We start from the raw sequence: 23,975 nt of genomic DNA, 5'->3' as shown, positions 1-23,975 counted from the left end.
CTTCAGCTAACCCAAATCAGAAAGCGGGTGGGGAAAAACAACTGGCCGCCACCGGGGAGAACCCGTGGCCACCAGCGGGGAGAACTACTGGCCGCCTACGGGGAGAACTTCGTGGCCATTGACACGCCGATCCCAGCACTACAGGTAATGAATTGGTAATGTCAATCAGGCATCCTGGCCTCGCAGTCTGGGATGTAGGCGACCCGTTGACTTCGTCACCATCGATCGGCGGGTCGCCGTTGCGTGTCGTTCCTGTCCGTTCCGGCACGCACGGCCTACCTCACCACGGATTGAGGTAGGCCTCCAAGACTTCGAGCAGGGCTCTGATCGGCATTTCTGTGCGCACGGCCGCCTGGCTGAGTGGTAACAGGCGGGTCGCCAGAACTGTGCGTTGACGAGAATCAAGGGCTCGTCACCGTGCACGGCCCCGCCGCGTACCTCAACGCACTCAACCGGCGGCGGGGGTCGACAAGACTGCCCGGCGGAACTCGCATCAGTTCCGGTGCGCCCGGCCCGTCCGGTCGGGTGGATGCGGGCGGGCCATCAGGACTGCTGCTCGCTCTGACCAGCGACCTGCACGAAGAGTCCACTAGACATGACGGTCGGACGCCACCCTATGGGCCGCTGAGGGCTGCGCATGACTCACGCATTGGTTCCGATGCACGCGATGTCACCCAAAAGGTAGTCACGCACAACCCGCGCGTGGCCCCGCAATGACAATGCCCCACTCAACCAATGAGGATTGAGCGGGACATTTTCGATTTTGCCGACGATCACGGCTTGAGAACGCCATGCAATATCGTGAACCGCTTCAGTACCATCCCGCTCATGAAGAGCATGTGGAGCAATAGGGCCGCGATCAACCCGTTCCCAACGCGAGTAACGATGGTCCAGTCGTTCGGCATATCGAAGAACAGAGAAGTTGCCAAGGTCCCAGTCAGCACGATGCCAACAAGAACTGTGTAGTTCACGTTTGCTCGCAGCTCCTCGACTAATTGGATCGCATCTCGGTCGGCACTTTGAAACGGGTCTCGCCGCATCTGCAGGCTCTTGTCGAATATATTGAAGGCGAGATTAAATATCAGACCAGTGAAAACCGCCACTGACGCCAAAATTGCAGCAATATCGAACTTCTCAGCACCGAAAAACCCGACCAACAATCCGAAAACGAGGGGGATGAAGTAAAAGATCAAAAAGTCCTGCAAAGACCGACCATCGTCCCGACCATCTCGAAATGTATCAATTTGATCTCGAACGACGTCAGTTGGTAGGAGTTTCATCAGTCACCACCCAGTCCACTTGGAGATCGTCTTGCGATTGTACGCGAGGATCCCCCGTCGGGTCAACGACAGTCAGACTGCCGAGCGCCGTTCCCTGTTTCACTTCGTCGACAATGGCTATTGCGACCTTATAGAACTCTTCAGACGTCGGTCTACGTTCAAGCGATTCCCGATCGATCGGAAAAGAGATCGAATTGGGTGTTCCTTCCTCGACATTAACCTTTCGAGAACGTCCATTCACCATCACTACATTGGCGGACACTGTGGTCTCATCTGTTATTTCTCCGTGATCCAGAAATCCATACATAGCCCCGATTTCAGAGGCCTTCTTTCCCTTAAAATTGGCGAACGGACCCAGCCCACCGCGACGTTGAATTTTGACCACCTTGGAGAACGGGGTTGGCTTGCCCCCCTGTGCATTTCGAGCACGATCACCACTCTTATGCATCGTTTTGAACTCCACCGATTGCGTCTGCAGATCAGCGATAGACTGACCCAAAGTTAACGCCTCTTGCATCGGATCTATTTTGACGATCACACCAGTGTCGACGTTCGCTCTAATTGTGTTCCGAAGGAGGTCGGAGACATGTTTCCCGATCGCGAAATTTCCAACACTCTCCACAATCAAGATGCCTGCCCGAGCTGACGGCGACGCGGCGAAAAGCACCCGTAAATCGAACCACTCGGCATCCGAATATCGCCTGACCGCAGGAATCTCTAAAGCCTCCAGCGAAAGATTGCTGTTGATTCCACTCACTCCAAGCAAGCAGCCGCATTCGACCTGGTGATCTACGCGAGTAACACTCTGAACATCGAGCTGCCGAGTGTTGTCGTCTGAACGCTTCCTCGGATCAGCTTCCCGACTGAGTGCGACCCACGCATTTGTTACTGCGTCGAGCACAGAAATGCCTTCATGCTTGGGGCTAACCTGGCCCATACGCCTCGGCGAGCCCGGATCGCCAGCCGGAGCGACGGTAACCCGGTACGGTGTCAGCTGGTAGTCAGCCATTGGAACCCCTCTAGTCTCGAAATTCAAAGAAATCGACTCAGACTAACTCGAACCGACCAGTCTGAACGTCTGGATCGTTTAAGCCCAGCGAAGCACCTCAAGCGGCTTGTTTCCGGTAACAGAGAACGGGATGGCATTTCTCTACCGCCACAACTTCACGGGCGCTGATCTGCCGCGTCGACCTGCCTACCAGGTGCCACTCTCCAGCGGGCGGGCCCCGGAACTGCGTACCGTCTAGTGCAACGGTTCGGTGCGCATGGATTGCCGGGCCTGGCCCCCACTTATCTGGCCGGGCCGGCCACCAGGCGCGATGAACGGCACCAGTGCGGCGGTTGTTGCATGGCGACACTCGTTCAAGTTTCGGTGTTACTTGGGTTGCGCTTTGCTAATCGATTACTAACCCTCCGGTTTGTCTGGTTGGATACCCCCATGAAGAAGACATTCGTGGGGATTTTGGTCACCGCCGGATTGGTGCTGACGAGTTGCGGTTCGAACGAGCCGCCTGCGCCCAGTGAGGCCGAGTTGCGAGCCAGGGCTTGTGAGGCATTCGCGACGGCTACACCTGGCGTCTATGAAACGTCCGAAGCCATGGACATCCTCGCCGACCCGGGGTCGACGACATCCCAGCGCCGCGATGCAATGTCCATGATGGCGGACAAGAAGCGGACGTGGCCATACGACTGCGATCTACCTTCGGATAAAGCTCGGTTCGACAAGTTCTTTATCGACGCCAAAGCTAAATGGGCTGAGTCCGACAAGTAGTACCGGCTAAGTTGTCGGCGCGCCCACCTACACTGCATCGCGCGAGGTCGGGTGGGTAAGGGAAGATCAGCTCGGCCCCGCAATCTGGCATTTTGAACACGGAAGTCGGATATCATTTCATTGCTGCGGCGATTCTGAGTGGTCAGTTCGGCCGCGCAAGGCCTGCCCTCCGGCTGTGCACTCGCCGGGGGTGGGCCTCACCAAACTCCTCGCGCCGCCATGTTGCGCGATAGGCACTGTGGATGCGTCGGCGAATTGCCTGCCTGGTACTTGAGTACCGTATACAACCACCAATCGTGGTTCGGCCATATGCCCGAGAAGTAGTATCGCTCGTGCACGTTCGCCTTTGCCGGCTCGACGTGCACGGCCCGCCTAGGTGTTACTGACGAACGCTGTGGGCGGGCCATCTGGAGTATGAAGAACTCCGTTTACCCGCACAGGAATCGGCGGCCCTCCCGCGTCTCCCGCAGTCCGGCGTCGAATCTCGTCGAGAATCTGCTTGTTCGACAATTGCTGCAACGACATTCGTGTCGGCGACAACGGCACGTTTTCGTCTTCAGTCATGAACCCGGCGGCTATCAACACCTCCTGCACCGGCGCATCGAACAACGCTGCGACGCGCCGCAGTACCTGCGGCGTTGGGGACCGAGCGATCCTTGTCCACTGACGCATCTGGGATGGATACACACCGAGCGCCCGAGCTGCTTCCTCTGGACTTTCATAGCCGCGGGCCACGATCTGGTCTCGAACCCAAGCTGCGAATCCTGAAGCCATGGGCGTTATTTTCCCACGGCATTTCTGAATGTTCGCGCAGCGAAACAGTTCGAGAGTTTCGCGCTCGGATCAGTTATCCCCATGTGCTGTGCATGAATTGGGGATAGTTCAACACTCAAGTATCTGTGACTCGGCGAAGACTGGTATCGGAACCCTCGGATCCGTAGATTTCCCTCGGCGGCATCACCTGACTCCGAACTCGGGTATGGCGTAGCCCTGCCGACACGATCTCCCAGGCTGTCGGCGGGGCACCATAAACGGTGCGCCGCTTCCGCCTCGGTTCTCGGCGCACTCAGGTCCGCCAGCGTGCTGATCACACACTCGCTGGCGGGCCTCTATCAGCAGAAGCCGAAGTCTTAACAAATTCTTGATTCGATTCGGGTTTGGCGATTCCATTGAGTGGTACTGCTGACTTGCGGCTTTTCGATGTCGGTAACACGGTCAGCCGCATCGGCCCACCTGCCGGGTGTCATTCCCCGGAGGTGGGCTGCCTCGCTTCGACTGGAGCTACTAAAATTCACCCTGGGTCGGGCCCCGGACAGCGAGAGTTGTATTAGCTGATGAAGAACGGTGCATACCGCACGCAATGTCGACGCTGCAGCAGTGTGGTGTACGACGGCCCATGGATCTCGCCGGCCGAACGGCTGAGACTGCAGCAAGATCACCGAAGTTCCTGTCCTGCGGATGTCATTTCGATCCGAGAGCCGCTCTCGGCTTCGTCTCGGGTTGCCACTGTGAGCTCACGCTTCACGCGCCCCGCCTAATTGCGGCAGAGGGTGAAGTCGGAGATGAAGAAGACCCCAAAGTTACGATACGGCTACCGTTGCAGGTATGGTCGGATTGTAAACGCATAGCGCTGCTGTTGTTCGTTTACCAGCCCTGACGGTCCCCTATCTTGTGTGGCCGTCAGGGCTGCCCTGTTACAGAATGAAAAAGCCCGGATCTAGTTACCCTCGGCAACTTTCTGCGACCGGAACCTGCAGAATCTAACGGGCCTCGAAACGGAGATGTCGTGAAACGGAAAGCGCTTTGCCTCACAACCGGAGCTCTCGTCATCGCCTTCGTAGCCCGATCACTCGGTTCACTGGCCGCGGCTCAGCCCTTCGGCGTACCTCTCGGGCACCGCCTCGTCCGATGAAGACCTAACAGAGCCCATCCACCGCAGCTGCGGGGCCAACAAACTCGGCCCAGTTTATTCGGCCCATCACACCGTGTGAAACAGCAAAAGACGCCCCCACCGATTCCCGGTAGGGGCGCCTTTTTTACAGAACGGCGAAGCCGCTTCGCGTGTAGATAGTGGTTCCGAACTGGCTGATTCGGTTGTACTGAACCTTCACCCTGTCCCCGGCGGCCAACGGGTAGCTGACTGCGGTTCCGCCGCGAACGTCATAACCCCCGATATCGGAACTGGTGTTCACCACATTGCCGTTCACGAGGATCCGGATTGCAGACTTATTATCCGAACGGCAGTTCACATTGGCAGTCAAGATAGCGCTCGGATGACTCTTCTGAACCACGAACGAAGTGCCATCCATGATGGTGCCAGGATTGGGCGTAAAGGCAATGTCGGACCAACCTACGGGCGGAGTCTGATCGACCTCAGTGCCGCCAATGGCTACGGGCTGATCCTCCGCCGAGATGGTCATCATCGTCCGATTGGCCACAACGGTCGTAGCGAAAGCTCCGGACTGATTCCGATATCCCAGGGTCAACACATCGCCGACTGCCAGGGTTGTGTTGGCCATCCCCATCAGCTGAAGGGCGCCGTTGTAGTTCACAGACCCTGCGGACTCGGTGCCGATCAACGTGCCGTTCTTGTAGATACCGAGATAGGCGGTGTTGTTGGAGGTCGTGGTGAAGTGCCCAGTGAACCCAATGCGGACAGGGCCAGACGTTGCACTGACAACGCCGTTGCCCTGAACGACCGTTCCGGGAAGTCCTGGATTGGAGATCATTCCAGGGATGGTCACCGTTGCCACTGCCGATGTCTGGAAGTTGGCGCCGAGGATGATGCCAGTGGGCGTGAAAGAGCTGAACAGAAGCTTCCACCCCGTCCCCGTCCAGAGGTGAGACGACTTGATGTTCTTCCATTCAGAACCAGTCCAATAGGCGCGTTGCGTGATTTTCTTGTACGAGTTCCCGTCCCAGGCGTGTGCAGGCATCGGCTACTCCGTCACGTGGTAAATAGCGCCCGTTATCTGGCCCGTTGTCGGCAGCGCTGTAACGATCTGGTCGAGGTCGCCACGCCTCGCGGTCACCGACGTCGTACCCAGCGCGAGGTTCGAGTTGCCCGTTCCTGCTCCGATCGCAGCTCGGCCTGCTGCTTGGTCGACAGCCCGCATTGATGCCCGGCCTACCGCGGTTGCATCCGTGATGTCCGCCGTGGAGGTGTCGACTGCCCCCTTGCGCCCATTGACCGACAGCACCGGGGATGCGGGGTAGGTGGCCTCGAGCCAGTTCGTCGGAACAGACGCCGGATTTGCGATGAGTCGGAAATCGGTTCCCCGATCACCACGAGTGCACCAGTCGCCGCGCTCACCACCAAGCGCGATCATTCCCGCTTCGGAGTAGGCCACGCCGCGAAATGATGCGCGAGCTTCGGTGGGGATCTGTGCGGCGAGGATCTTGCCGGTGCCGTCGAGGTCCGCCTTCGTGGCGAGTTTCGCTGCCAGTCCGGTGATTTGACCTTCGGCGTGCGTGTGCGTCGTCGGAGCCTTGCCGTCGAGTGCACTCTGCAGGCCGGTGACATCTGCGACGGCGTGGGAGTGAGCGGTCGGCGGGCGGGCGTTGGTCAGCCGCGAATCGCCTTCCTGCACCGAAGTGTCCGCTTTGTCGAGTGAAGTCTGCACGCCGGGTGAGGTCTTCGCCTTCGTGACCGCCTCGTCGAAGATCTTGGGTGTCGTGACCGCGTTGTCGAGCACGGAGCCCGCGATGATGCCCTCGGCTGCGTCCTCTGCGCGCTGCGCCTGCGTTGTCGCGTCTGTCGCGGCCTTTTGCGATAGTTCGCGCTCGGCGACAAACTGGGCGCCGTACTGCTCGAGAGTTTGGTCGACCAGGGTTGCCGTGTTCTCGATGCTGGTCTTCGTCTGATGGAGATCAGTCTGGATCTGCTCTACGTCACCCTTCGCTGTGACCACAACGTCAAGCGCGTCGGTGACGGTCTGACGGTCTATCGCGACCGAGGAGGCTGCGGACTCCACGGCAAGGCGATCCTCGGCGACCTGTGCAGCGTCCTCGGCGACGTCCTGGATTCCAGCGGCTGTCCGCACCGACAACTCCGCCGCTTCCTCGGCACGCCCAGCTGCCTCAGTGGCCTCAGCGACCGCAGGAACGGGAAGTGTGATGTCTGGTCCCTGCGACATGTCGAACACAAGGCTGTCACCGGACACGGAGATGCCGTCGACACTCCTGCCTGCAGGACCAGGAACCGTCGAGTCCTTCCCGGGCGGACCCGGCGACGGGACGAGGATCCCACCACCTCCGGACGCCTCCTCCCCCAGTGTGATTCGTTCACCGTCACTGCCCACGAGGATCATTTGTTCACCTTCTTTACCTGTCCGGTCTGCAGTTCCATCTCGACTGTCGGCGTCGCAGTGGTGTCCTGGTACATCAGCCAGTATTTGGTTCCTGTGGCAATGGTCGCGACGACTTCGGACTCGATTTTCAGCGATGCTGTGCCGCCTGCAATGGTGAACTCCCACTTGATTTGTGAGGTGCCAGGTTCGCCGAGAAGGAAGTACAGCTCGTGCCCGTCAGGGAAGTCGGCGCCGTCGTCGAATCGGTACCAGTACACGAAGTCACCGACAGTCGGCAGATTCAGAGCGAACTTTGGTGTGGGTGTGCGGATGTCGCCCATCAGCTTCCCTTTCCGTAGATATCGCGCATGACGTCGGCGATATCCGGCGTGACGTTGGCGGATGCACTGGTGATGTCGTGGCCGTGATCGGCGAGAGTCTCAAGCAGTTCGGCGGACGTAGTCTCAAGTTCTTTTGCCAGGGCGTGAACCCGGACCGGTTTCGCCACTTCGGATTCGAGGATTGTCGGCTCGTCAATCTCGGCGGGATTTTCGTCAACCACCGGATCGGGCACCACAACCTCATAGCCGCCGGCCATTAGCAGTGCCCACTCCCTCGACGGCTCAGGATGCACATACGAGCCAGGCAATCGGGTCATCCTCACTGCTGCACCGGACGGGTAGGCGGGGAAAATTGCCGCTTCGCGATCCTGCGGCCCGAACGCCATCTGCAAGAGCACTGTCACGTACGAATGACCTTTCAATGGTTCGGACAGCTTGTAGCAGTTCGCTTCTCCGGCGAACCCACCTACATTCTCGACGATCAGTTCTGCTGTTGGCATCAGTGTTCCTCTCCGATGAAGTATTCGATGACGGTGACGAGGCCGTCTCCTCCGACCGCGCCGGCACCACCGCCGCCGCCGGGGTATCCGCCTGGTTGGCCGCTGTCTCCACCGCCACCTGACTGGCACCATTCCCAGAAGAATGGACGCAATGAATTTCCGAAGCCGCGACCGGATTTGCCGCCCACGCTGCCCCGGCCGCCTCCGCCACCCCCGCCCGCGAGCAGTCGCACATCAGCTGAGGTGACCGATTCACCGGGTTGCCCACGTGCGCCGCCCGTACCGCCGCGCATGTACGACAACCCGCCGAGCCTGTCGGAGTTCCCGCCGTGCCCGCCGAATGCGGTGAGGTCGAGGAAGGTGGAGTCGCCGCCGTCGCCGCCGGATGTGCCTCCTGCGCCGACCACAACGTCCACCCGGTCTGGCAGCAGGTCGGCAGGAATGCGCAGTTTGTCGACCGCTGCTCCTCCGCCCCCTCCGGTGCCTCCACTTCCGTCTGAGGCGCTGAACGATCCGCCGCCGCCCGCGCCGCGAAGGACGACATCTACTTTGGCGAGGTTGTCCGGTTTCTCCCACACCCAATTGCCAGCGGTGAATAGGCGAAGATTGGTTTTGACGGCCATGTCAGCTCATCCGCTCGATAACGAAAATGAGGCCGGCGCCTCCGATGCCACCATCCCCAACCGATCCCGGGTTCCAGCGCCCAGCTCCGCCACCACCGCCACCAGACGGGTACGCGCCATCTCCGGCATTTGCAGCGGCATATGCGCCACCGCCACCACCACCGCCACCAGTAGCAATGACCTTTGAGGGTGGCGTGCCCGGGGCGCCGGGTGTGCCGACAACGCCCCCTGGGGAAATCCCACCGATGCCGCCGTTCGTTCCGATGCATTCAATGGCTGCGATTCCAGTCCCTCCACCGCCACCACCACCGCCACCGCCGTGCAGGTCGTACGGGGAGGTCGAGTTTCCTGCCTGCGTAGATCGCACCGACGTGCCCACACCGCCGCTTCCACCGAAACCGCCGGGAATCATGCCCGCGCCGCCGATGCCGCCGATGCCTTGAATCTGCGGTTTTCCGCCGCCGCCGCCCTGTCCGCCACCAGCAGCGAGCCAATCCCCGAAGCGGGTATCGCCGCCGCCGCGGCCCGCGCCCTGCGATCCCACGCCCTTCTCGCCGCCCTCACCTACCGTGATGGCGATGGGTTTGAAGGTGCCGTCCGCATTCTTCGGCAGAAGTGTTGCGGGAATGGTGGTGTGGACTTCGCCGCCACCGCCACCACCACCGCCCCCGCTCGCGGACGCCGCCACGATATTCCACTGTCCAGCCCCGCCGCCACCACCGGCGCCCAGAATAATCACATCGATCGACGTGACCCCGGTGGTCGGCGTGTACTCGTGGTCGGACGCATACACGATCGCGTTGCCCTGCAGGATTAGCTGATTGAACTGGTCAACGAGAGTCTTGATCGACCGCGAATGATCATTGACCTTCTCCAACTGCTCAGACAGGGACTTCCCGTCAGACTTGAACTTATCTTGCGCACCTTGCCATTTGCCCAGCGCGCCGTTGGTCAGTTTCGCCTTGGCTTGCTCCTCCGTCTCTAACTGCCGAGCGCGGAAAAGTCCGCGCACGAGCGAGCCGTCGGGGATGGCGCCATCCGGTGCAGCTCCCACAGTTCACCTCCCCCTTCGGTAGCCAGGACCGATCACAGTGGCGGACCTTCCGGGCGATTCAGGTGATTCCACGCTCGCTGCGAAAGCTGCGGTCGCTCTTCATTTCCCGGGATTCGGTCCGCGATCCACTGAATCGTTGCCCGTGCCCACGTGAGTAGGTCGTCGAGCAGTCCGTCGCGCTCACGATCAGTTGCTTTGAGTGCGTCAACTTCGGCGCGCAATGCTGCATTTTCCGCCTTGTTGGCAGAGCTTTCCTCGCGGACGGCGGCGAGATCGTCGCGCATCGGTCCGAGGATCACCTCGAAGTCCTTGCGCTGCTGCTCGAGTAGATTCACTCGATCCGATCTGCGGCCGGCCAGCCACCCGCCGAGGGCGGTAATCGCCGCAACGATCACCGTCCCAGCTGTGGGCCAGAACGCTGGGTGATTGAACACCGGCCCTCCTCGGGGTCAGTCGAGGTGGTCAGGCGAGATAGCTGCCGTCGACGCCGTCATATGGGGCGTTGCCCGACTCCGAATCCGGCCGACGATGGCGAGCCTCTACCGCCCGAACCCGGTTGGCCTCAGAGCCCGCGAGACCTCGCGCGGTTGCCTCTGCAGCCAGCGAGCTCGAAGATGGCGACTCTTCCTCGTCGATCACGATCACGTCCGGGTGCAGTGGTGCCAGCGACGGCAAACCCTTGGTCGATCCGAAGTTGCTCGAGGCCAGCGATGTCAACACCGATACGAGAGCCGCCGTGGCAGCCAATGTGAGCGCATAGCGCCAGTTGATATCCGACAGTGTTCCCGTTGCAGGGATCGCGCCGACCAGCGCGCTGACAAACGTGCGACCGACACGATCGAGCAAGTCGATGAGGAAGTTCCCCGAGGTCAGTGCCGTCGACGTCGAGAGCGCGAAGAGGAACGAGACGAGCGCTGCCAGGGCTGCCGAGGACATGGCAGTCGTCCATGACACGGACGCAATGGTCGCGCCGCCCGCCAGGAAGACGAGCACCGTCTGAACGAACGTCTTGCCGGTGCGATCGAGCACGTCCAGCCAGAAAGCTTTTGTGTCGATCGAACGCGTGCCGACGAGTTCTACGCCGACAGTGAGAGTTCCGTTTGATTCAGCCATGATTCAGCCTTTCTGTGCAGCTGTGGGCTGCTGACGAGTGTCGCCCGATGCGAAACGGGCTTGGAGTGATGCGAGCAGCGTCTTCGACTCGAATGCCTCGCGGTGAGCTTCGAGCACCCAGAAGACGAGGGAGCCGGTGCGATCGTCACCCTCGACGTGGGACTTGTACCCGTCCCAGACGGTTTCGTTCCAGACGTCGGCGAGACCCGCGCGCGGCCACATCTCTGCTTCCTGGACCTTGACGAAATCACGTCCGGCTGCAGAGATCTGCCGAACAGGTTCGGGCTGGCCCCACTGCAGGGCAGCGTGCTGTTCGTACGAGAGTGCCACGGGGCCTCCTGGATTCGGTGCGGGTGTGGAGCCCAGGCGCATGATCAGCGCCCAGGTTTTGGGTCCGACAGTGCCGTCGGGTGTCAGCGCCGGATCGGTGCGCTGCAGCGCCGCGATCGCCGACTGGGCATCTCGCCACTTCCCCGACTGCGGGATGGCGAGCTTTGCCTGCATATGTTTGATGCCGGCGATCTGATACGCCGGTTCGCCCGCTTCCCCGGACACCGATTCCTCGGGGCCGTCGAGCGGTCCATAGAACCAGCCGGAGGGCAGCGGGAACGCATCGGGATCGCCTGCGCCGACAGTGGCGTCGAGGTACCAGAAGTCGTGGAACAGTGGGTCGTTCCATGCCCTAGCGGAGGCCGCGACCACATGTCCGGAGCGGCCCATGTACATGCCGCGGGATTCGAAGTTCAAGCCGTCGAAAGTCCCGGCAACGTGCGAGTCGTATCCGCCGCCGCCATGCAGGAAGCCCAGCTTGAGCAGAGCATTCGGCGGCACGTCAGCCTTGTTGCGGGCGTGGACAAGTCCCAGCGGAGCGGCGTCACCCGTAGCCGACGCACCGAGAACGCCTGGCCGGTTGCAGTTCTCGGTCGATCCGTACCGCCGATTAGCCTGCATGCCCTGAACGTGTGCTGCGACTGCGAACGCGAACCAACTGCAGTCACCGCCAGGATTTCCGGATCCGCCGTACGCGTACGGAAGCCAGTCCTTCGACCAAATGTATGCGCGGGTCGCGTCGACTTGCGCGCGCGTGAAAGTGCGTGTCATGACTACCCCTTTCGGGATGTAGGAATGGACGGGCTCTAGAGGCCCAGATGTGCGACGAGCCGGTCAGCGATCTCGCGACCGACATAGGCGTCGGGGTCGACGTCCAAGCCGAGGTTTCCGAGAAGTTCGACCACCTCGTCGGTATCGACGTCGAGACGCGACGCCAATTCACTGACCTGCAAATGACCGGCGGGAGCGGAGGGTTCGGGAACGTCCTCGAATCCCATCTTTTCGAGCACCACCTGCTTGAGCTCGGCTCGATCGGACTGTGGCAGCTGCGCCACGACTTCCGTCCAGGAGCTCTGTGGAAGGTCGGGGGTCTCCATGGACACCCACTCACCCTGTGCAGTCCACCTGTCCGCCACCGCATTCTTGGGTGGTTGATATTTGAGTGTTGGCTTCGCCGATGGCCTGGCGCCGAGGATCCACATACGCCAGGACTGCATTTCCCAGTACTCAGTTCCGAGCATCAAAGGAGCTCCGACCACGCCCGGCATTCCCGTGAACATCCACAGGAACGCCTGGCGCGGATTACGGAGATCGCAGTTCTCCCGCAACGGAAGACCTTGGCCTTCCCATGCCGGCCACTGGTCGAACGTCTTGCCGCGAACAAGTCCTTGCTGTTCCATCGTCAGACTCCCAACTGTTGAAGTGAGGTGGCGAACGCTTCGATCCGCTCCCATGCCTTCTGCACGGGGTCCTCGAGCGCGCGACTGTCGCCGATGGTCACGGTGCGTGTGACTGGCTGCTCACGTGACCAGGACAGCCCGACCTTGGAAATCCGGTCGATGTAGATGCGGCCGGTCTTGTCGTTCTGCATCGTGAAACCTGCACGGTCGCCGAGCCATACGTGGCCGGTCTCGCCGATCAGGAACGGCGCAGCGTCGCGGGCACCGAACTCGATCGACTCATACGAGCGTGTCGCCCAGATTCCCGCTCGGAGAACCATGAGCGAGGAAATCGTGTACGCCTTGCCCGCACCGTCCTGGAAGTACTCGAAGTATCTCGTCCAGCCCTGATTGTTGGCCCGCGCTACCAACCGTGCGACCATCCAGGCGAGCACGGTCCCCATGTAGAACGGTTTCAGCACGGCGTCCGCCACACCGCCCATGGGTGGCACGCCGGGAATCATGGCGGTCAGATCGCCCAACATCTGCACTGTCGCCGACATCAATTCGTCGACGCCTGGGGCTGAGCTACCGCCCGTGACGACTTGTATGCCCTTCGACGGAGTCTTGCGGAACCGATACCTGTCCAGCCCGGTCTCTTCGCCGTCGCGCCACACCGCAAGCGGCAGCGACTTATTCGTCCGCTTGCTACCCGGGATGTAGTACTCGGCCGGGATTGTGGTGTCGGTTTTGAGATGCGACGTGCTTTCGATGAAATCGCCGATGAACTTCTCGACGGTCATTTTCAGCCCGTCGAATCGAGTGCCACCATGCGACGTTCCCGTGAACCGTCCGGACCGATCTTCGAACGACACGACCACCGTCCCGTGACGCAGGTTCGCACCCGGCCACGGAGGCGGATCGCCATGCAGGTAGCGGCGCACGATCGGGGTGATCTCGCCGTCCTGCATCATCGTCTTCGCGATGTCGTGAAAATTCTTGAAGCGCGAGCCCGCAATCCCCCACAGCGCACCGGAATTGAGCGAATCCATGAACTTGATCGGCTTGACGACCAGAGACCAGGTGGATTGATCCAAGTTGGTGCGGTTCGCCGGATCCATCGGATCGTCCGGCATGGCCCAGGTCGAGTTTCGTTCCCGGTGGCACTGGAGGTCGAGCATCGTGGACAGCACCCACGGGATCGGCCCCGGGAGGATGAACACGCGCGGCGCCTGGAAGTGCTCACTGAAGAAACTGTTCGACCAGACCGTGTACCACTTGAGCCGCTCGTAATCACTCGAAAACGTCGCCACGACAACTTGATCGCCGTTGTCCCGCTTGTCGAGTTCGATGTACTCGAGGAGTCCGCCCCACCGCGAACCCGTGTACTCGACGGTGATGTTGACGTTGCGTTTCTCGCCGCGCTGCATGCGGCCCCACTCGTCCCAGAGCCACTCGCCCACAGGATGATCGAGGGGATGTTCCAACTGCCCAGGACCGGTGTCCCCCTCGATCAGATCGAAGGTTCCGCCGTACTCGGCCTGCACCAGATGCTGCAACCGCATCTCGCCGTCCCACAGCAATGCAACCGGCGGGATCTGGCGTTGATTCTGCTCACGCCGCTCTTCGGCCCGGGTTGCTTCCCAGATCGCTTCACATTGCTCTTCGAGAGACAGTCCGTGATCGATCACGGTCACCGGCGGCCACCTCCTGTCATTGCATGCCGATAGGCCGCGACCATCGCCGCGGCTGAATCAGCTGGATCATCGCGCCGCCCGCCGGCGCGTTTGTCACCGAAACCCGCAGAGTTTGCTTCTGCGTCTTCGGCGGGATGACGTACTCGAAAAACCGCCCGGGAACGGGCATCCGGCCAAGCAAGTTCGTATTCGCAGCATCACGAACCATCAGCTTCATCGGATCCAGATCGACCGTGAACCCACCCTCGAGCGCACCGATGGACGGCATGACGATGGAGCGGTTCGCGTCATTGCGGCCCGACAACTTCGACACGCCAGGTCGGCGTTTGCCTGGCGGTCCCTCCCACGACACGTCGGGAAGGATCCAGTCACCGCGAGTGCCGATCCACTTGTGCCGCATCGGCTGATCCGTCGGATTCCAGACCTCGATCTCGCCTGACCCCGACGAACTGCCGGTCGACCACTTCGTGACGTAGTCATCCTCGTAGTAGTGCGGTTGACCCGCCCGAAGCGGAATGATCGGATTCGAATACTCCACGACGAGCGGGTCAATCCCCGGATCGAAATCGGGCTGCTCGTACAACTGCACGTCGAGGAACCGTGTCGAATTCTCTGTAATGACCTCGATGCACGCCAATTTCGCATCGTGGTCCCACTGATCGACCCGATAGTCGAACGCCTGCCGGAACCGCGAATCGATGTCCTCCTGATCGCCGCCGGCAACCCGATCCGCGGAAACATGGAACCCCAGCGCAAGATCTCGCCAGTCGTTCCACATCCCCTTCATCGTTCCGCCCGACTCGGCGTTCGCCGCCACCCACGAAGTGCGGACCGGGGAGTCGAACAAGCCCTTGACCTGATCGACTCCCAAGTCCACACCTTCGGTGCCGGCATCCTCGCCATGGACAGGCCAGAAACTTCCATCCGTGCCGTGGATGTTGATCGTCATCGATGCCATGGTGACCTCCCAGCCTTACCGATCATCCGAATGGCCTTCCTGCATGCCGCATCATCTGGCGACCCTGAGCACGCTGAGCGCTGTGCACCGCGGCCATGCCGTCAGAGAATGTCGGGTTGTTGATGTTGACCGAGTAGTCGTTTCCACCACCGGCATTCGGATTGATGGCGAGCGTGTCCAAGTTCGCGATCTTGGCGATATTCGCGAACTCGGGCGCCGTGAACACCGGCTCCGGAGCGCCTGACTTGTTCAACGCCAACCCGCCGTGCGGGATCATTCCGCCCTGGTCGTAGAGCTTGATCGGCAAGGTCTTGAGCCAATCCTCGACCCAATTTCCCGCACCGATCGTGACCGGCAGCTGTCCGTCGATCTCGCTCCGAGGGAACGAACGCGTCACGAAGTCACCCAGCGGATCTCGCATTGCCTCCGCAGCCGAGGACTCCGGCAAGGTGGATCCCGGCTTCGGCTTCTTGAACTCCGGAAGCGGAATATCCAGCCAACGAGAATTGATGCCGAATATCTCAAGCGCCGAATCGACCGCGATCCCCACCAGATCGGCCCCGTACCTCTTGAGTCGATCCTTCAGCGAGAAATCGCCGTTGGCTTCCTTGTCCTTGTCCTCCTCGACCTTCTTGCGAGTCGCGGCGAGCGAGTTCTGAGCCGAGTACACCGAAATATCGGCCTTCTCCTTCTCGAGCGAGGTCGACTCGGGATCGTTGTACACCTTGTCCCGGGCCAACTGCGCATCCAGCAGAGCAATCTCGGCATTGCGCACCGAAATCGCATCGTCACCCATCTCGCCGGTCAGAACAGGAGCAGGATCGTTCGACGTCGAACTCTTTCCGTCACGTTTCTGCTCCAGCTCGCGAACCTTGAGCTCGGCCTGCTGAACCTTCAGCTCCGCCTGGTCACGATCGGCCTGCGACTTCTTGTCGTTGGCGTTGATCTTGTCCCGAGCCTCCTGCGCCTGAATTACCGCCACACGGGCGGATTCGAGTGCAAGAGCATCCTTCTCGGTCCACTCCACCGGCTTCTCGCCACGCAGATACGCACCCGACTTGCTGTCCCAACCGTCGATGAGTTCGTTCGGCAGGTGGAACTTCACCGGGAACTGCGACGACTGAGCATTCGCACGGTTTCCGCCGATGCCCGATGTACCGTGAGCACCGCCCGATTCCGCCGACATGCCGGCGATGGTCGCCGCCATGTGTTCCTTCGAGATGCCGACCTGGAACTGAGTGCCCGCAGGACCCAAACCGGCCTGCAGACCCGCCACGCCGCCACGACCGTTGAAGAAGTCGTACGTGGTGTACAGACGCTTCACCGATCCGGTGATGCCCATGACGATCTGCTGCAACCAGCCGACAAATCCCGAGCAGTCGAATTGCGTCGGCCCCGTACCGCCCCACAGGTACGCGTTGCCCTCGACTGATCGACCGGCCGCGAGTCCTGCCTCGACGCCGTTGCGGCCACCTTCGGCGAACCGTGGAAGATTCTTCAACCGCGAATCATCGCGATTGATCATCCCCAGCAGCCAATCCCACTTTTCCGACGAGCGGCCGTTGACGATCCACTCGCCCTTGTCGACCCAGGTTGTCGGTACGCCATCGCGGCCCATTCCGAGGAAGCCGTCAACACGATCGGTGCCCGGCCCTGACGTGGGAAGTCGTGCGCCGTCGGCATTTCGAGGAAGCCGCCCACCGTAGTATCTGCCAGCGACCTGAGGCAGCCCCTGTTGGCGATACAACTCATTGATCGCGTCGTTCGACCAACCGCCACTCTGCTGCGCAACGGTGTAGAGCTGGTTGAACTGAACGGTGACCGTCTTGTCCTTCAGCGCGTCCAAGGCTGCCTTCGCGGCCCCGCCGTCGATCAGGAACTTCTCAATCCCCGCAATGAACGCCTTCGGGTCCGCAACCTTGCTCGACAGGTCGAACAGTTCCTGCAAACCAATGTTCTTCTGATCCTTGAGCTTCTCGATATCAAGATCGGCGCCCGGCTTTACCTCGAGCTCGTCGAGGTACTTCATGAAGGCGTCGGCGCTGCCCGCATTGAAATCGAACTGCTTGAGGTCGAGATCGATCCCGGCCATCGCCTTCAGATTGTCGAATGCGATCATGTTGTCCATGGCCGTGCTCAACTTCATCTGAAATTCGTTGTCGTCCATGTCGATCCGGATCTGGCCGCTAGGCAAATCCGTAACGTCGGCGCCCATGCGACGCAGTTCCGCCAGGATGCTCGGGTCGAAATCCTTCTCGACCGTTAGAACCTTCGGCTTACCTGGCTCGATCTGCATCATCTGAGACCAGACCTCAGCAAGACCCTTGGTCACATCGTCGGCGCCCTGGAGACCAACCTGAATCTGGATGGCACGCTCGTTATAGCCGAGATACTCCAGCGCATTTCGCATGTCGCCGATTTCGATCCCGAACGACTTACTGGTGCCTTCGACCTGCTGCTGAACGCTCGAGAAGATCTCGTTGATGTCCTTGCCGGCGTTTGCCATCTGGACTGCGTTCTGGATGATCTTGACGCTGGTATCTTCGAGATCTTGACCGTTTTCGGTCAGTGTCGAAATACGCCCGTTATCCAGCAGCTCGGAGCTTGCACCCTTCGTCTGGTCAATCGGCGCCGCTTGCAACAGTTCACGAGTGAGCTTGTTGTTGTCGTTCGTGGCCTGCTTTTCATCGGGGTTGATGCCCGCAATCAGCTGCAATGAGCGATACATTGCATCGCTCTTCTCGGTGGCAGTGGCCGCTTCGTCGCCGATCGTCTTCAGGAGATCGGACATCTCCAGATAGCCTGGCGTGAGTTCCGCAACGGCAGCACGCGTGTTCTGGAACCGTCGCCTCTGACCGTCGAGCCAGATGAATGTTTCCATTCCAGCTTCGGTTGATCGGTCCAACTGCGATGTCAGGTAACCAAACTCGCCGTTCGTCCCCGAAATTGCGCCGGCAAGTTCCTTGTTGGTGACACCCAGGCCGCTGAGTGTCGCCTCAACCATTTCAGCAGAATCTCGAACCGCAAGATCCTGCTTCATGCGCTGGTTGAACGAATCGCCGGTACCGAAGAGCGCATTGCCGGCGTTCTGCCATGCGCCGCCGGCCTGGGCCCAGATTCCTGGACCGTTGGCGATCAGCGTCTTCTGTGCTGTGCGTGCCTCCTCGATTCGGCTCGTCAGGGCCTCTGTGGCCTGTTCCGACATGGCACCACCGGACGCCTGCAGCGCCTTGGCCAACTCGAACTGAGATTCGGCGGTGCCTTGTGTGGCGACCGTCAGCGCTTCGTGGAATCGCTTCGACTTCTGAATCTCGCCATTGATTCCCGAGTACGCGACCATGCCACCGATGAGCGCGATGCCGACCGGACCCCCCAGGGCGCCGGACACCGCGCTCATTCCGCGACTCAAGCCGCTTGCAGCCGAACTCATTGCCGAGAGACCAGCAGCGCCGACGCCGCCCGCAGCAGCGCCCATCCTCGAGATGGACGACGTCGTCCCATGAACTGCCTGACCGGCCAACAGGTGAACCGACGCATAACCCTTCGCCTGCAGGGCGGATGCCTGCATCGCTGCGGCCGTGGCCTTCTCCTGCGCCGCGTACGCCCGAAGCCCCGGCATTGCGTTGGTATACGCCGCACCCATCTTTCCCAAGACTGTGTTGGTTGCAGTCATGCGGGCTACGAAACTCGACGCCCGGTCACTGAGCGTGAGCATCGTGCCACTGAAACGGCTCATCGAACCGCTCGCAGCGCCATATGTTGCGGCATTGGTGCGCACATCGGCGTTGAACCGCGAGAACGCACCACGGACACCGTCAACGGCATTTCCTGTCCTCTGCCACATCCGCTGATATGCGCTCAGCGGTTGCGTTCCGGCGGCGGCCTGCGCCGTCAGAGATGCCATCGACGGAGCGATACGTGCCATGATCGCGGGCACGGTTTTGAACAGGAAGAACGCTGCAGCCAGTGCGGTGACTACACCCTGGTTGTTCTCCATCAGGCTCGACAGGGTGCTCAGGGCAGGAACGAGCACCCCGTCCGCGAGCTGCGCTGTGAGCTCGAGAGTCGAGAGGAGCAACGTCCACGACGAAACCCCGAGCGCGCCTGATGCTTCGGCGAGCGATCCGACGATGCCCTTCACCGCGGGCCAGGCCTTCACGGCTGTGTCGCCGAGTGAATCAAACACGCTCGTGAAGCGGTCCCACTCCGAGCCGATCTTCGCACCGTTCTCCGACTGGAACGTCGCGAATGCCTTCTTGCCTTCCTCGCCGAACTTCTGCAGCTTCGGCAGTCCTTGGTTGAACACGCGATGATCAAGCGTGTCAGCAAATTTCGAGACGAGCGGCGTGGCAACGTCGATTCCGGACGTGACATCCTTGAGCCAGTTCGCCGAGCGGCTGAACGTCGGCTTAAGCGCTGCCGCGCCCACGCGGCCCATCGCCGCCATCGTGTTCGCCCACGCAGCCGACACGGTATTGCCAGCGGTGGCGGCGCCGCCGATGTTCTTCTCGATCGCCGCCAAATATGTTGCGGAGTCGACCTTGCCTTCGGCGACCATGTCCGAGAGCGCCTCTTGCGTGACGCCCATTTCGGTGGCGAGCCACTGGTAAATCGGCAGCCCGCGGATTGCGAGCTGGTTCAGATCAAGGGTGTATGCCTTGCCCTTGGTTTGAACCTTGTTGATCACCGCGCCCATCTCTTCGATGGATGTTCCGGCGATCGTTGCCGCGTCGGCAGTCAGCGACAGGTAGCGCGTCAGGTCCTGGCCGGGCTTGATTCCGGCGGCGACGGCCGACGCTGAAATCGTTGCAGCTTCACCGAGACCGAAGGATGTGCCCTTCACCGAAGCGAGGGCGGAATCCATGATCTTCGCGGTACTGAGGGTCGTATGCCCAAGCCCTTCGAGCTTGCCCTCGGCGTTATCGATCGCAGTGAGGCGGCCGAAGCCCTTGTACAGCGCCGTACCAATTGCCGTCGATACCGCGGCGCCCGTAGCCGCGGCCCCCGCCATGAGGGTCTTCCCCATGGCTGCCGACATCTTCGAGCCCATGCTGTCGCCGGCCTTTTCGCCCTGCTGGACAACCTTGGACAAAGACTTCGACACTGCGGCCGGAATGCCATCGGTGCGCGCGGCAATCGGGACGTACATGGTCGCGAGTTCAATGCCACCGGCCATGGGCCACCTCCAGTTATTCAGTTGTCATCGAGGTGCTTCCACGTTTTGCGTGTCACAATGCGGCCGATCGTCGACCGTGAAACGTGGAAGAGGGCAGCAAGATCGGCGTAGGTGCATCCACTCGTGGCGAGCGCGCGCACTGCCAACACTTGCTGCGTGGTGAGCTTCGGAGTCCCTGGTTTGAGTTCGTCGTCGAAGGTTTCGCTGGATTCGGCGTCGAGGATCTCGGGTCGGTCGGCAATTGCGAGCGGAACCTGTTCCCGGTTGTCTGCTTTGAGCCTCTTGCGAAGCTCAGAGACTGGTAGCACCGTTTTCGGCTTGCTCTCCTCGGGCGGTGTAACGCCCGGGCGTGGCATCGGCTCGGGGCGCTTGGCCTTCGAGTTGCCGCCGCGCTGCCAGTTGCCGCCCTGGATTCCGTCGAAGATGCCAGCGAGCAAGTGTGCGTGCAGATCCCAGTGAAGATCAGGATTCAAACGGCGCATATACGCGCCGTTTGGTGGGGGGTACTTGAGGTAGCACTTGAGGTCCCACCATGAAAGATTCGCGGTGCCGAGGAAATCCAGCGATCTACCCATTGGGAGCAGATCAGCTTGGATCGCCTCGGCGACCTCCTCCTCGTCCTCTAGGTATCCGAGGAGGCTGAGGATTCCCCCACTGGCGTCTTCGACTCGTTCTCCCAGTGAGTGTCGATCTGGCCGAGCTCACCGTCAGTGAGCTTCTCGAGGATCGCGTAATCCTTGGCGCTCACATGGAGGCTGAGCATCTTCAGGACGATGTCTCGGCCGGACCGACGGACCGGCTCCAACGGCTCTCCATTTTCCGGCTGCGGCTCGTTCTTGCCCGAGAGCCAATCGTAGAACTCCTTAGACTTTTCGACCGGGAAGTACTGAATCTTCGGAACCGTGAAGAAAAGCGGGTTCTGACGGCCCTTGATCGGGATCTCGAACTCGATCTGAATCGAAGGATCGTGGGCAGGAGTGACACGGAAGATAGCCATGGTTGGACCAAGCCTTTCGAGAACGGATTTGCTCAACGTCGATTACGTGAAAGCGTTTGACGGACGGGCCTGTTGGTGTCCCGCCCCGTGAAGGGCAGGCCCGGTCCAATGGTGTTGACACCTCACGGGGCGGGAGAATGCGGTCAGACCGCGGCGACGGTCACAGCACCGGGAGGGGTGAGACCGGATCCCGATGCGGTCACAAGACCTGCGCCGTTTTTGAATACGACCGTGAACGGGCCCCCGGTGGAGCCGGTCACGTCAACATTGCCGGCGCCGACGGTCGGGAGAGCCTCGAGTGCGGTCCTCACTGCTGTGGCCGTCGGATTGAAAGCGATGCCGTCCGTGGTCTCGCCGTCCACGTACACATTCCACGTGCCTGCAGTGGAGCCGCCAGGCAGCGTGAACAGCTTCGTCACAGAACCATCGGCGGAGCTGATGGTCATGACCGCGTTGTTGCCGTTCTTCTCGAACGAGGTGATTTCCACTTCGTAAGAGATGGTGTCGGTGTGCACGTACACACGGTCGCCAGTCAAGCTCGGCTGGCCGTCGGGAATGTAGTTCCGCACGTTCGTGTCCTCATCGACGGTGTCGAGGACCCACGAGGAGTGTGGCAGCGTCTTCTTGTTCTTGTTGACCGTGATCACGTTGCCGGAGACCACGACGTTGCTCTCACCGAAAACGGTCTTGAGCACGGTCGCGTTCTTGGACTCCATGAACTTGAACTTGAAGACCAGGCCGTACTTGGTCTGAAGGACTTTGACGACCGCGCCACCGAAGGCGTTCTTCTCGGTCTTGTCTCGGGTCTCCGACTCGGTCATGCCGTCCTCGCCGACATAGCCGTGATCGAGCCAGGCGGGCGGAAGGGCAGAGCCGGCCGGGCCGGGCGCCGGAGTGCCGAGCGGAGAACGGAACACGACGCCGTTGGCGAGCGGTTCGGAGGTAAGGATGTTGCCGGCAGAAGATGCCATGGGATGCCCCTTTCAGGCAGAGTTGGCCGTGCCGCGAATGGCGGTGCACGGCCTACGAAGTGATGTGTCCCCTGATGTCGAACTGCAGGGTGAACTGGTAGCGCGGCGTCGACGATTCGGGATCCGGAAACGATTGCGGGACACCGATCGTGGTCACCTGACGGATCCTCGGTTCGGTCGAATCACGCTGCGCTGCTTTGAGAATCGAGAACGATCGCTCGGCGAGCCTGCGCGCGCGGTCTTCGTCGTTGTCCCAGCATTGGAAAATCACCATCCGCGAGGAGAGGATGATGTTGCGATCACCACCGCCTGCAGCGCGCGCTGTGACGAACGTATTGGGCCGGGGCACTGGGACGCGAGTCGAAACGTCCGTGTTGTCGCCGAGGTTGTCGTAGAGATAGTTCGTGACGATTTCTTCGACAGGGTCGAACTCGATGACCTCAACCACTGGACGCTCCCGCGGCGCGGATGAGGTTGTTGTGCTTGGCTTCCGATCGCTTCGCCTGCGCGGTGGTTGCCGCAACCGATACGAATCCGCGGCCCTGCGGCCGCTTCTGCCCCTGCACGGACGAGAGGGTGTACCCGGCAGCGTTCCCGCCGACCGCGGCATGGACTTTCTCCATCGTTCGATGCAGATGACCCATGACCTCGGCGCCGCGACGGAGTTGCTCGAGCGCGTGAGGGTTCCAGACGATGTCAGCTTTGCTCATCAGTTCTCCACTTTCTTCAGTGCGATTGAGCGGCCGGGCGTGAACCCGAATGGGCCTTTCGTCCAATCGGAGTCCTCGCCGTCGACTTCGAAGTCGTGGTCGTAGCCGGGAATCACGACGCGATCGAGAGCACTGATCGTCACCTCCGGCGGTGCGAGCACCACGAGGCCTTCTATGACCATGTCTCGGTTCGGCTGGTTTGGCTCCGACATGCCGTAGTCCGAACGTGAGCCGTAGCCGTACACGAGAGTCGGTTCCGGATCGGACCATGATTTCTTCCGGTTGCGGCCCGCGTCGAGTTCATCGGACTGCTGGAACCGACGGATCCCGATCGTGTGAGCTCGAGGAAAGGGCTTCACGAGAACCACTCCGTGTCAGGAGTTCTCGATCGATACGCACCCGGAGGCGTCATGTCCACGGAGAACGCCCGCGTCTTCCGCTTCGGGATGCCGAGTTCTTCGCGATCGTCATCAGTCAGTGTGAGCGCGCCAGGCTCGGCGCCGCCGTATGTGGTCGACGTCTGAAACGGGCCGGCGCCCTGCTGGACACTGCGCACACCTTCGGGGTTCTGAAGGTGCCGGATCAGCATCCGGGCAACGACCTTCTTTACTCGGATCAGTGGCAGCTTGTTGGCGGTGATGCGGTCCTCGATATTCGGATCTGCGCGAAGAATGTCATCCTCCACGTCGGCGATCTTGACCGCTATCTGCTCGTCGGTCGCCTCGGTCGGAGGGCCGATCCAACGGTCGCGAACATCCTTCGGAATTGTCCATGCCATCGGATCGG

The 23,975-nt window shown here is 61.0% G+C and carries 24 protein-coding genes; 1 reads left to right on the top strand and 23 read right to left on the bottom strand.

Going from position 1 to position 23,975, the window contains the following annotated elements:
• Positions 1 to 773 precede the first annotated feature (773 nt).
• Both ATN37_RS29130 and ATN37_RS29125 read right to left on the bottom strand, forming a co-directional pair.
• Complete coding sequence (locus ATN37_RS29130; protein WP_218695988.1) at positions 774 to 1,280, bottom strand: hypothetical protein; 507 nt, start codon at positions 1,278 to 1,280, stop codon at positions 774 to 776.
• Positions 1,261 to 2,289, bottom strand: a complete 1,029-nt coding sequence (locus ATN37_RS29125) for a hypothetical protein (protein WP_218695987.1) — start codon at positions 2,287 to 2,289, stop codon at positions 1,261 to 1,263. The genes ATN37_RS29130 and ATN37_RS29125 overlap by 20 nt, the downstream gene beginning before the upstream one ends.
• A 429-nt stretch (positions 2,290 to 2,718) precedes the next feature.
• Between ATN37_RS29125 and ATN37_RS29120 the strand changes: the two genes are divergently transcribed.
• Positions 2,719 to 3,051, top strand: coding sequence for a hypothetical protein (locus tag ATN37_RS29120; RefSeq protein WP_218695986.1), 333 nt, complete (start codon positions 2,719 to 2,721; stop codon positions 3,049 to 3,051).
• A 372-nt stretch (positions 3,052 to 3,423) separates the two neighbouring features.
• Here ATN37_RS29120 and ATN37_RS29115 read toward each other — a convergent pair whose 3' ends face one another.
• The 21 genes from ATN37_RS29115 to ATN37_RS29015 all read right to left on the bottom strand — a co-directional run bounded on the left by ATN37_RS29115 (position 3,424) and on the right by ATN37_RS29015 (position 23,967).
• The gene (locus tag ATN37_RS29115) at positions 3,424 to 3,825 is read right to left on the bottom strand and encodes a helix-turn-helix transcriptional regulator (protein ID WP_218695985.1); all 402 of its coding nucleotides are present in this window, start codon (positions 3,823 to 3,825) and stop codon (positions 3,424 to 3,426) included.
• Positions 3,826 to 5,087: 1,262 nt separating this feature from the next.
• Positions 5,088 to 5,987, bottom strand: a complete 900-nt coding sequence (locus tag ATN37_RS29110) for a hypothetical protein (RefSeq protein ID WP_209447564.1) — start codon at positions 5,985 to 5,987, stop codon at positions 5,088 to 5,090.
• 3 nt (positions 5,988 to 5,990) lie between these two features.
• Complete coding sequence (locus tag ATN37_RS29105) at positions 5,991 to 7,361, bottom strand: hypothetical protein (protein ID WP_218695984.1); 1,371 nt, start codon at positions 7,359 to 7,361, stop codon at positions 5,991 to 5,993.
• Entirely contained in the window at positions 7,358 to 7,681 is a 324-nt protein-coding gene (locus tag ATN37_RS29100) for a hypothetical protein (protein ID WP_218695983.1), read from the bottom strand. The genes ATN37_RS29105 and ATN37_RS29100 overlap by 4 nt, the downstream gene beginning before the upstream one ends.
• On the bottom strand, positions 7,681 to 8,181 hold the full coding sequence (locus tag ATN37_RS29095) for a translation initiation factor IF-2 N-terminal domain-containing protein (protein ID WP_218695982.1): 501 nt from the start codon (positions 8,179 to 8,181) through the stop codon (positions 7,681 to 7,683). Before ATN37_RS29095 ends, ATN37_RS29100 begins: the two co-directional genes overlap by 1 nt.
• Positions 8,181 to 8,804: a hypothetical protein gene (locus tag ATN37_RS29090; protein WP_218695981.1), complete on the bottom strand. Its 624-nt coding sequence runs from the start codon at positions 8,802 to 8,804 to the stop codon at positions 8,181 to 8,183. Before ATN37_RS29090 ends, ATN37_RS29095 begins: the two co-directional genes overlap by 1 nt.
• Before the next feature lies 1 nt (position 8,805).
• Positions 8,806 to 9,858, bottom strand: a complete 1,053-nt coding sequence (locus ATN37_RS29085; RefSeq protein ID WP_218695980.1) for a hypothetical protein — start codon at positions 9,856 to 9,858, stop codon at positions 8,806 to 8,808.
• Positions 9,859 to 9,890: 32 nt separating this feature from the next.
• Complete coding sequence (locus tag ATN37_RS29080; protein WP_064687465.1) at positions 9,891 to 10,292, bottom strand: hypothetical protein; 402 nt, start codon at positions 10,290 to 10,292, stop codon at positions 9,891 to 9,893.
• A 28-nt stretch (positions 10,293 to 10,320) separates the two neighbouring features.
• Complete coding sequence (locus tag ATN37_RS29075; RefSeq protein WP_218695979.1) at positions 10,321 to 10,971, bottom strand: holin; 651 nt, start codon at positions 10,969 to 10,971, stop codon at positions 10,321 to 10,323.
• Positions 10,972 to 10,974: 3 nt separating this feature from the next.
• Positions 10,975 to 12,072 (bottom strand): hypothetical protein, encoded by a 1,098-nt coding sequence (locus tag ATN37_RS29070; RefSeq protein ID WP_218695978.1) that lies wholly within the window; start codon positions 12,070 to 12,072, stop codon positions 10,975 to 10,977.
• Positions 12,073 to 12,107: 35 nt separating this feature from the next.
• Positions 12,108 to 12,701, bottom strand: coding sequence for a DUF2744 domain-containing protein (locus ATN37_RS29065; RefSeq protein WP_064687468.1), 594 nt, complete (start codon positions 12,699 to 12,701; stop codon positions 12,108 to 12,110).
• A gap of 2 nt (positions 12,702 to 12,703) precedes the next feature.
• Positions 12,704 to 14,377, bottom strand: coding sequence for a phage tail protein (locus ATN37_RS29060; RefSeq protein ID WP_218695977.1), 1,674 nt, complete (start codon positions 14,375 to 14,377; stop codon positions 12,704 to 12,706).
• A 16-nt stretch (positions 14,378 to 14,393) separates the two neighbouring features.
• Complete coding sequence (locus ATN37_RS29055) at positions 14,394 to 15,326, bottom strand: hypothetical protein (RefSeq protein ID WP_218695976.1); 933 nt, start codon at positions 15,324 to 15,326, stop codon at positions 14,394 to 14,396.
• A gap of 31 nt (positions 15,327 to 15,357) precedes the next feature.
• Positions 15,358 to 20,511, bottom strand: a complete 5,154-nt coding sequence (locus ATN37_RS29050; RefSeq protein WP_218695975.1) for a tape measure protein — start codon at positions 20,509 to 20,511, stop codon at positions 15,358 to 15,360.
• 17 nt (positions 20,512 to 20,528) lie between these two features.
• Positions 20,529 to 21,086, bottom strand: a complete 558-nt coding sequence (locus tag ATN37_RS29045; protein ID WP_064443982.1) for a helix-turn-helix domain-containing protein — start codon at positions 21,084 to 21,086, stop codon at positions 20,529 to 20,531.
• A 47-nt stretch (positions 21,087 to 21,133) separates the two neighbouring features.
• Positions 21,134 to 21,508 (bottom strand): hypothetical protein, encoded by a 375-nt coding sequence (locus ATN37_RS29040; protein WP_209447577.1) that lies wholly within the window; start codon positions 21,506 to 21,508, stop codon positions 21,134 to 21,136.
• Between the two features lie 143 nt (positions 21,509 to 21,651).
• The gene (locus ATN37_RS29035; protein ID WP_064443980.1) at positions 21,652 to 22,479 is read right to left on the bottom strand and encodes a hypothetical protein; all 828 of its coding nucleotides are present in this window, start codon (positions 22,477 to 22,479) and stop codon (positions 21,652 to 21,654) included.
• A gap of 52 nt (positions 22,480 to 22,531) precedes the next feature.
• Positions 22,532 to 22,927 carry a hypothetical protein gene (locus tag ATN37_RS29030; RefSeq protein ID WP_064443979.1) on the bottom strand — a complete coding sequence of 132 codons (396 nt, stop codon included), beginning with the start codon at positions 22,925 to 22,927 and terminating at the stop codon, positions 22,532 to 22,534.
• Positions 22,920 to 23,189 carry a hypothetical protein gene (locus ATN37_RS29025; protein WP_064443978.1) on the bottom strand — a complete coding sequence of 90 codons (270 nt, stop codon included), beginning with the start codon at positions 23,187 to 23,189 and terminating at the stop codon, positions 22,920 to 22,922. Before ATN37_RS29025 ends, ATN37_RS29030 begins: the two co-directional genes overlap by 8 nt.
• Positions 23,189 to 23,548 carry a hypothetical protein gene (locus tag ATN37_RS29020; protein ID WP_134931924.1) on the bottom strand — a complete coding sequence of 120 codons (360 nt, stop codon included), beginning with the start codon at positions 23,546 to 23,548 and terminating at the stop codon, positions 23,189 to 23,191. The genes ATN37_RS29025 and ATN37_RS29020 overlap by 1 nt, the downstream gene beginning before the upstream one ends.
• A complete protein-coding gene (locus tag ATN37_RS29015) occupies positions 23,545 to 23,967 on the bottom strand; it encodes a Gp19/Gp15/Gp42 family protein (protein WP_064443977.1) in 423 nt (140 codons plus the stop codon). Before ATN37_RS29015 ends, ATN37_RS29020 begins: the two co-directional genes overlap by 4 nt.
• Positions 23,968 to 23,975 lie beyond the last annotated feature (8 nt).

This window comes from Rhodococcus sp. MH15 (assembly GCF_019266045.1).
GTDB classification, from domain to species: domain Bacteria; phylum Actinomycetota; class Actinomycetes; order Mycobacteriales; family Mycobacteriaceae; genus Rhodococcus_F; species Rhodococcus_F qingshengii.
This window is presented reverse-complemented; position numbering and strand designations above follow the sequence as displayed.

Coding starts and splice junctions, on each gene's coding strand:
- ATN37_RS29120 (WP_218695986.1), top strand. CDS start 2,719: ATGAAGAAGACATTCGTGGGGATTTTGGTCACCGCCGGATTGGTGCTG.
- ATN37_RS29065 (WP_064687468.1), bottom strand. CDS start 12,701: ATGGAACAGCAAGGACTTGTTCGCGGCAAGACGTTCGACCAGTGGCCG.
- ATN37_RS29040 (WP_209447577.1), bottom strand. CDS start 21,508: ATGGCTATCTTCCGTGTCACTCCTGCCCACGATCCTTCGATTCAGATC.
- ATN37_RS29015 (WP_064443977.1), bottom strand. CDS start 23,967: ATGGCATGGACAATTCCGAAGGATGTTCGCGACCGTTGGATCGGCCCT.
- ATN37_RS29045 (WP_064443982.1), bottom strand. CDS start 21,086: ATGGGTAGATCGCTGGATTTCCTCGGCACCGCGAATCTTTCATGGTGG.
- ATN37_RS29055 (WP_218695976.1), bottom strand. CDS start 15,326: ATGACGATCAACATCCACGGCACGGATGGAAGTTTCTGGCCTGTCCAT.
- ATN37_RS29070 (WP_218695978.1), bottom strand. CDS start 12,072: ATGACACGCACTTTCACGCGCGCGCAAGTCGACGCGACCCGCGCATAC.
- ATN37_RS29125 (WP_218695987.1), bottom strand. CDS start 2,289: ATGGCTGACTACCAGCTGACACCGTACCGGGTTACCGTCGCTCCGGCT.
- ATN37_RS29130 (WP_218695988.1), bottom strand. CDS start 1,280: ATGAAACTCCTACCAACTGACGTCGTTCGAGATCAAATTGATACATTT.
- ATN37_RS29035 (WP_064443980.1), bottom strand. CDS start 22,479: ATGGCATCTTCTGCCGGCAACATCCTTACCTCCGAACCGCTCGCCAAC.
- ATN37_RS29050 (WP_218695975.1), bottom strand. CDS start 20,511: ATGGCCGGTGGCATTGAACTCGCGACCATGTACGTCCCGATTGCCGCG.
- ATN37_RS29075 (WP_218695979.1), bottom strand. CDS start 10,971: ATGGCTGAATCAAACGGAACTCTCACTGTCGGCGTAGAACTCGTCGGC.
- ATN37_RS29095 (WP_218695982.1), bottom strand. CDS start 8,181: ATGCCAACAGCAGAACTGATCGTCGAGAATGTAGGTGGGTTCGCCGGA.
- ATN37_RS29115 (WP_218695985.1), bottom strand. CDS start 3,825: ATGGCTTCAGGATTCGCAGCTTGGGTTCGAGACCAGATCGTGGCCCGC.
- ATN37_RS29025 (WP_064443978.1), bottom strand. CDS start 23,189: ATGAGCAAAGCTGACATCGTCTGGAACCCTCACGCGCTCGAGCAACTC.
- ATN37_RS29110 (WP_209447564.1), bottom strand. CDS start 5,987: ATGCCTGCACACGCCTGGGACGGGAACTCGTACAAGAAAATCACGCAA.
- ATN37_RS29100 (WP_218695983.1), bottom strand. CDS start 7,681: ATGGGCGACATCCGCACACCCACACCAAAGTTCGCTCTGAATCTGCCG.
- ATN37_RS29105 (WP_218695984.1), bottom strand. CDS start 7,361: ATGATCCTCGTGGGCAGTGACGGTGAACGAATCACACTGGGGGAGGAG.
- ATN37_RS29090 (WP_218695981.1), bottom strand. CDS start 8,804: ATGGCCGTCAAAACCAATCTTCGCCTATTCACCGCTGGCAATTGGGTG.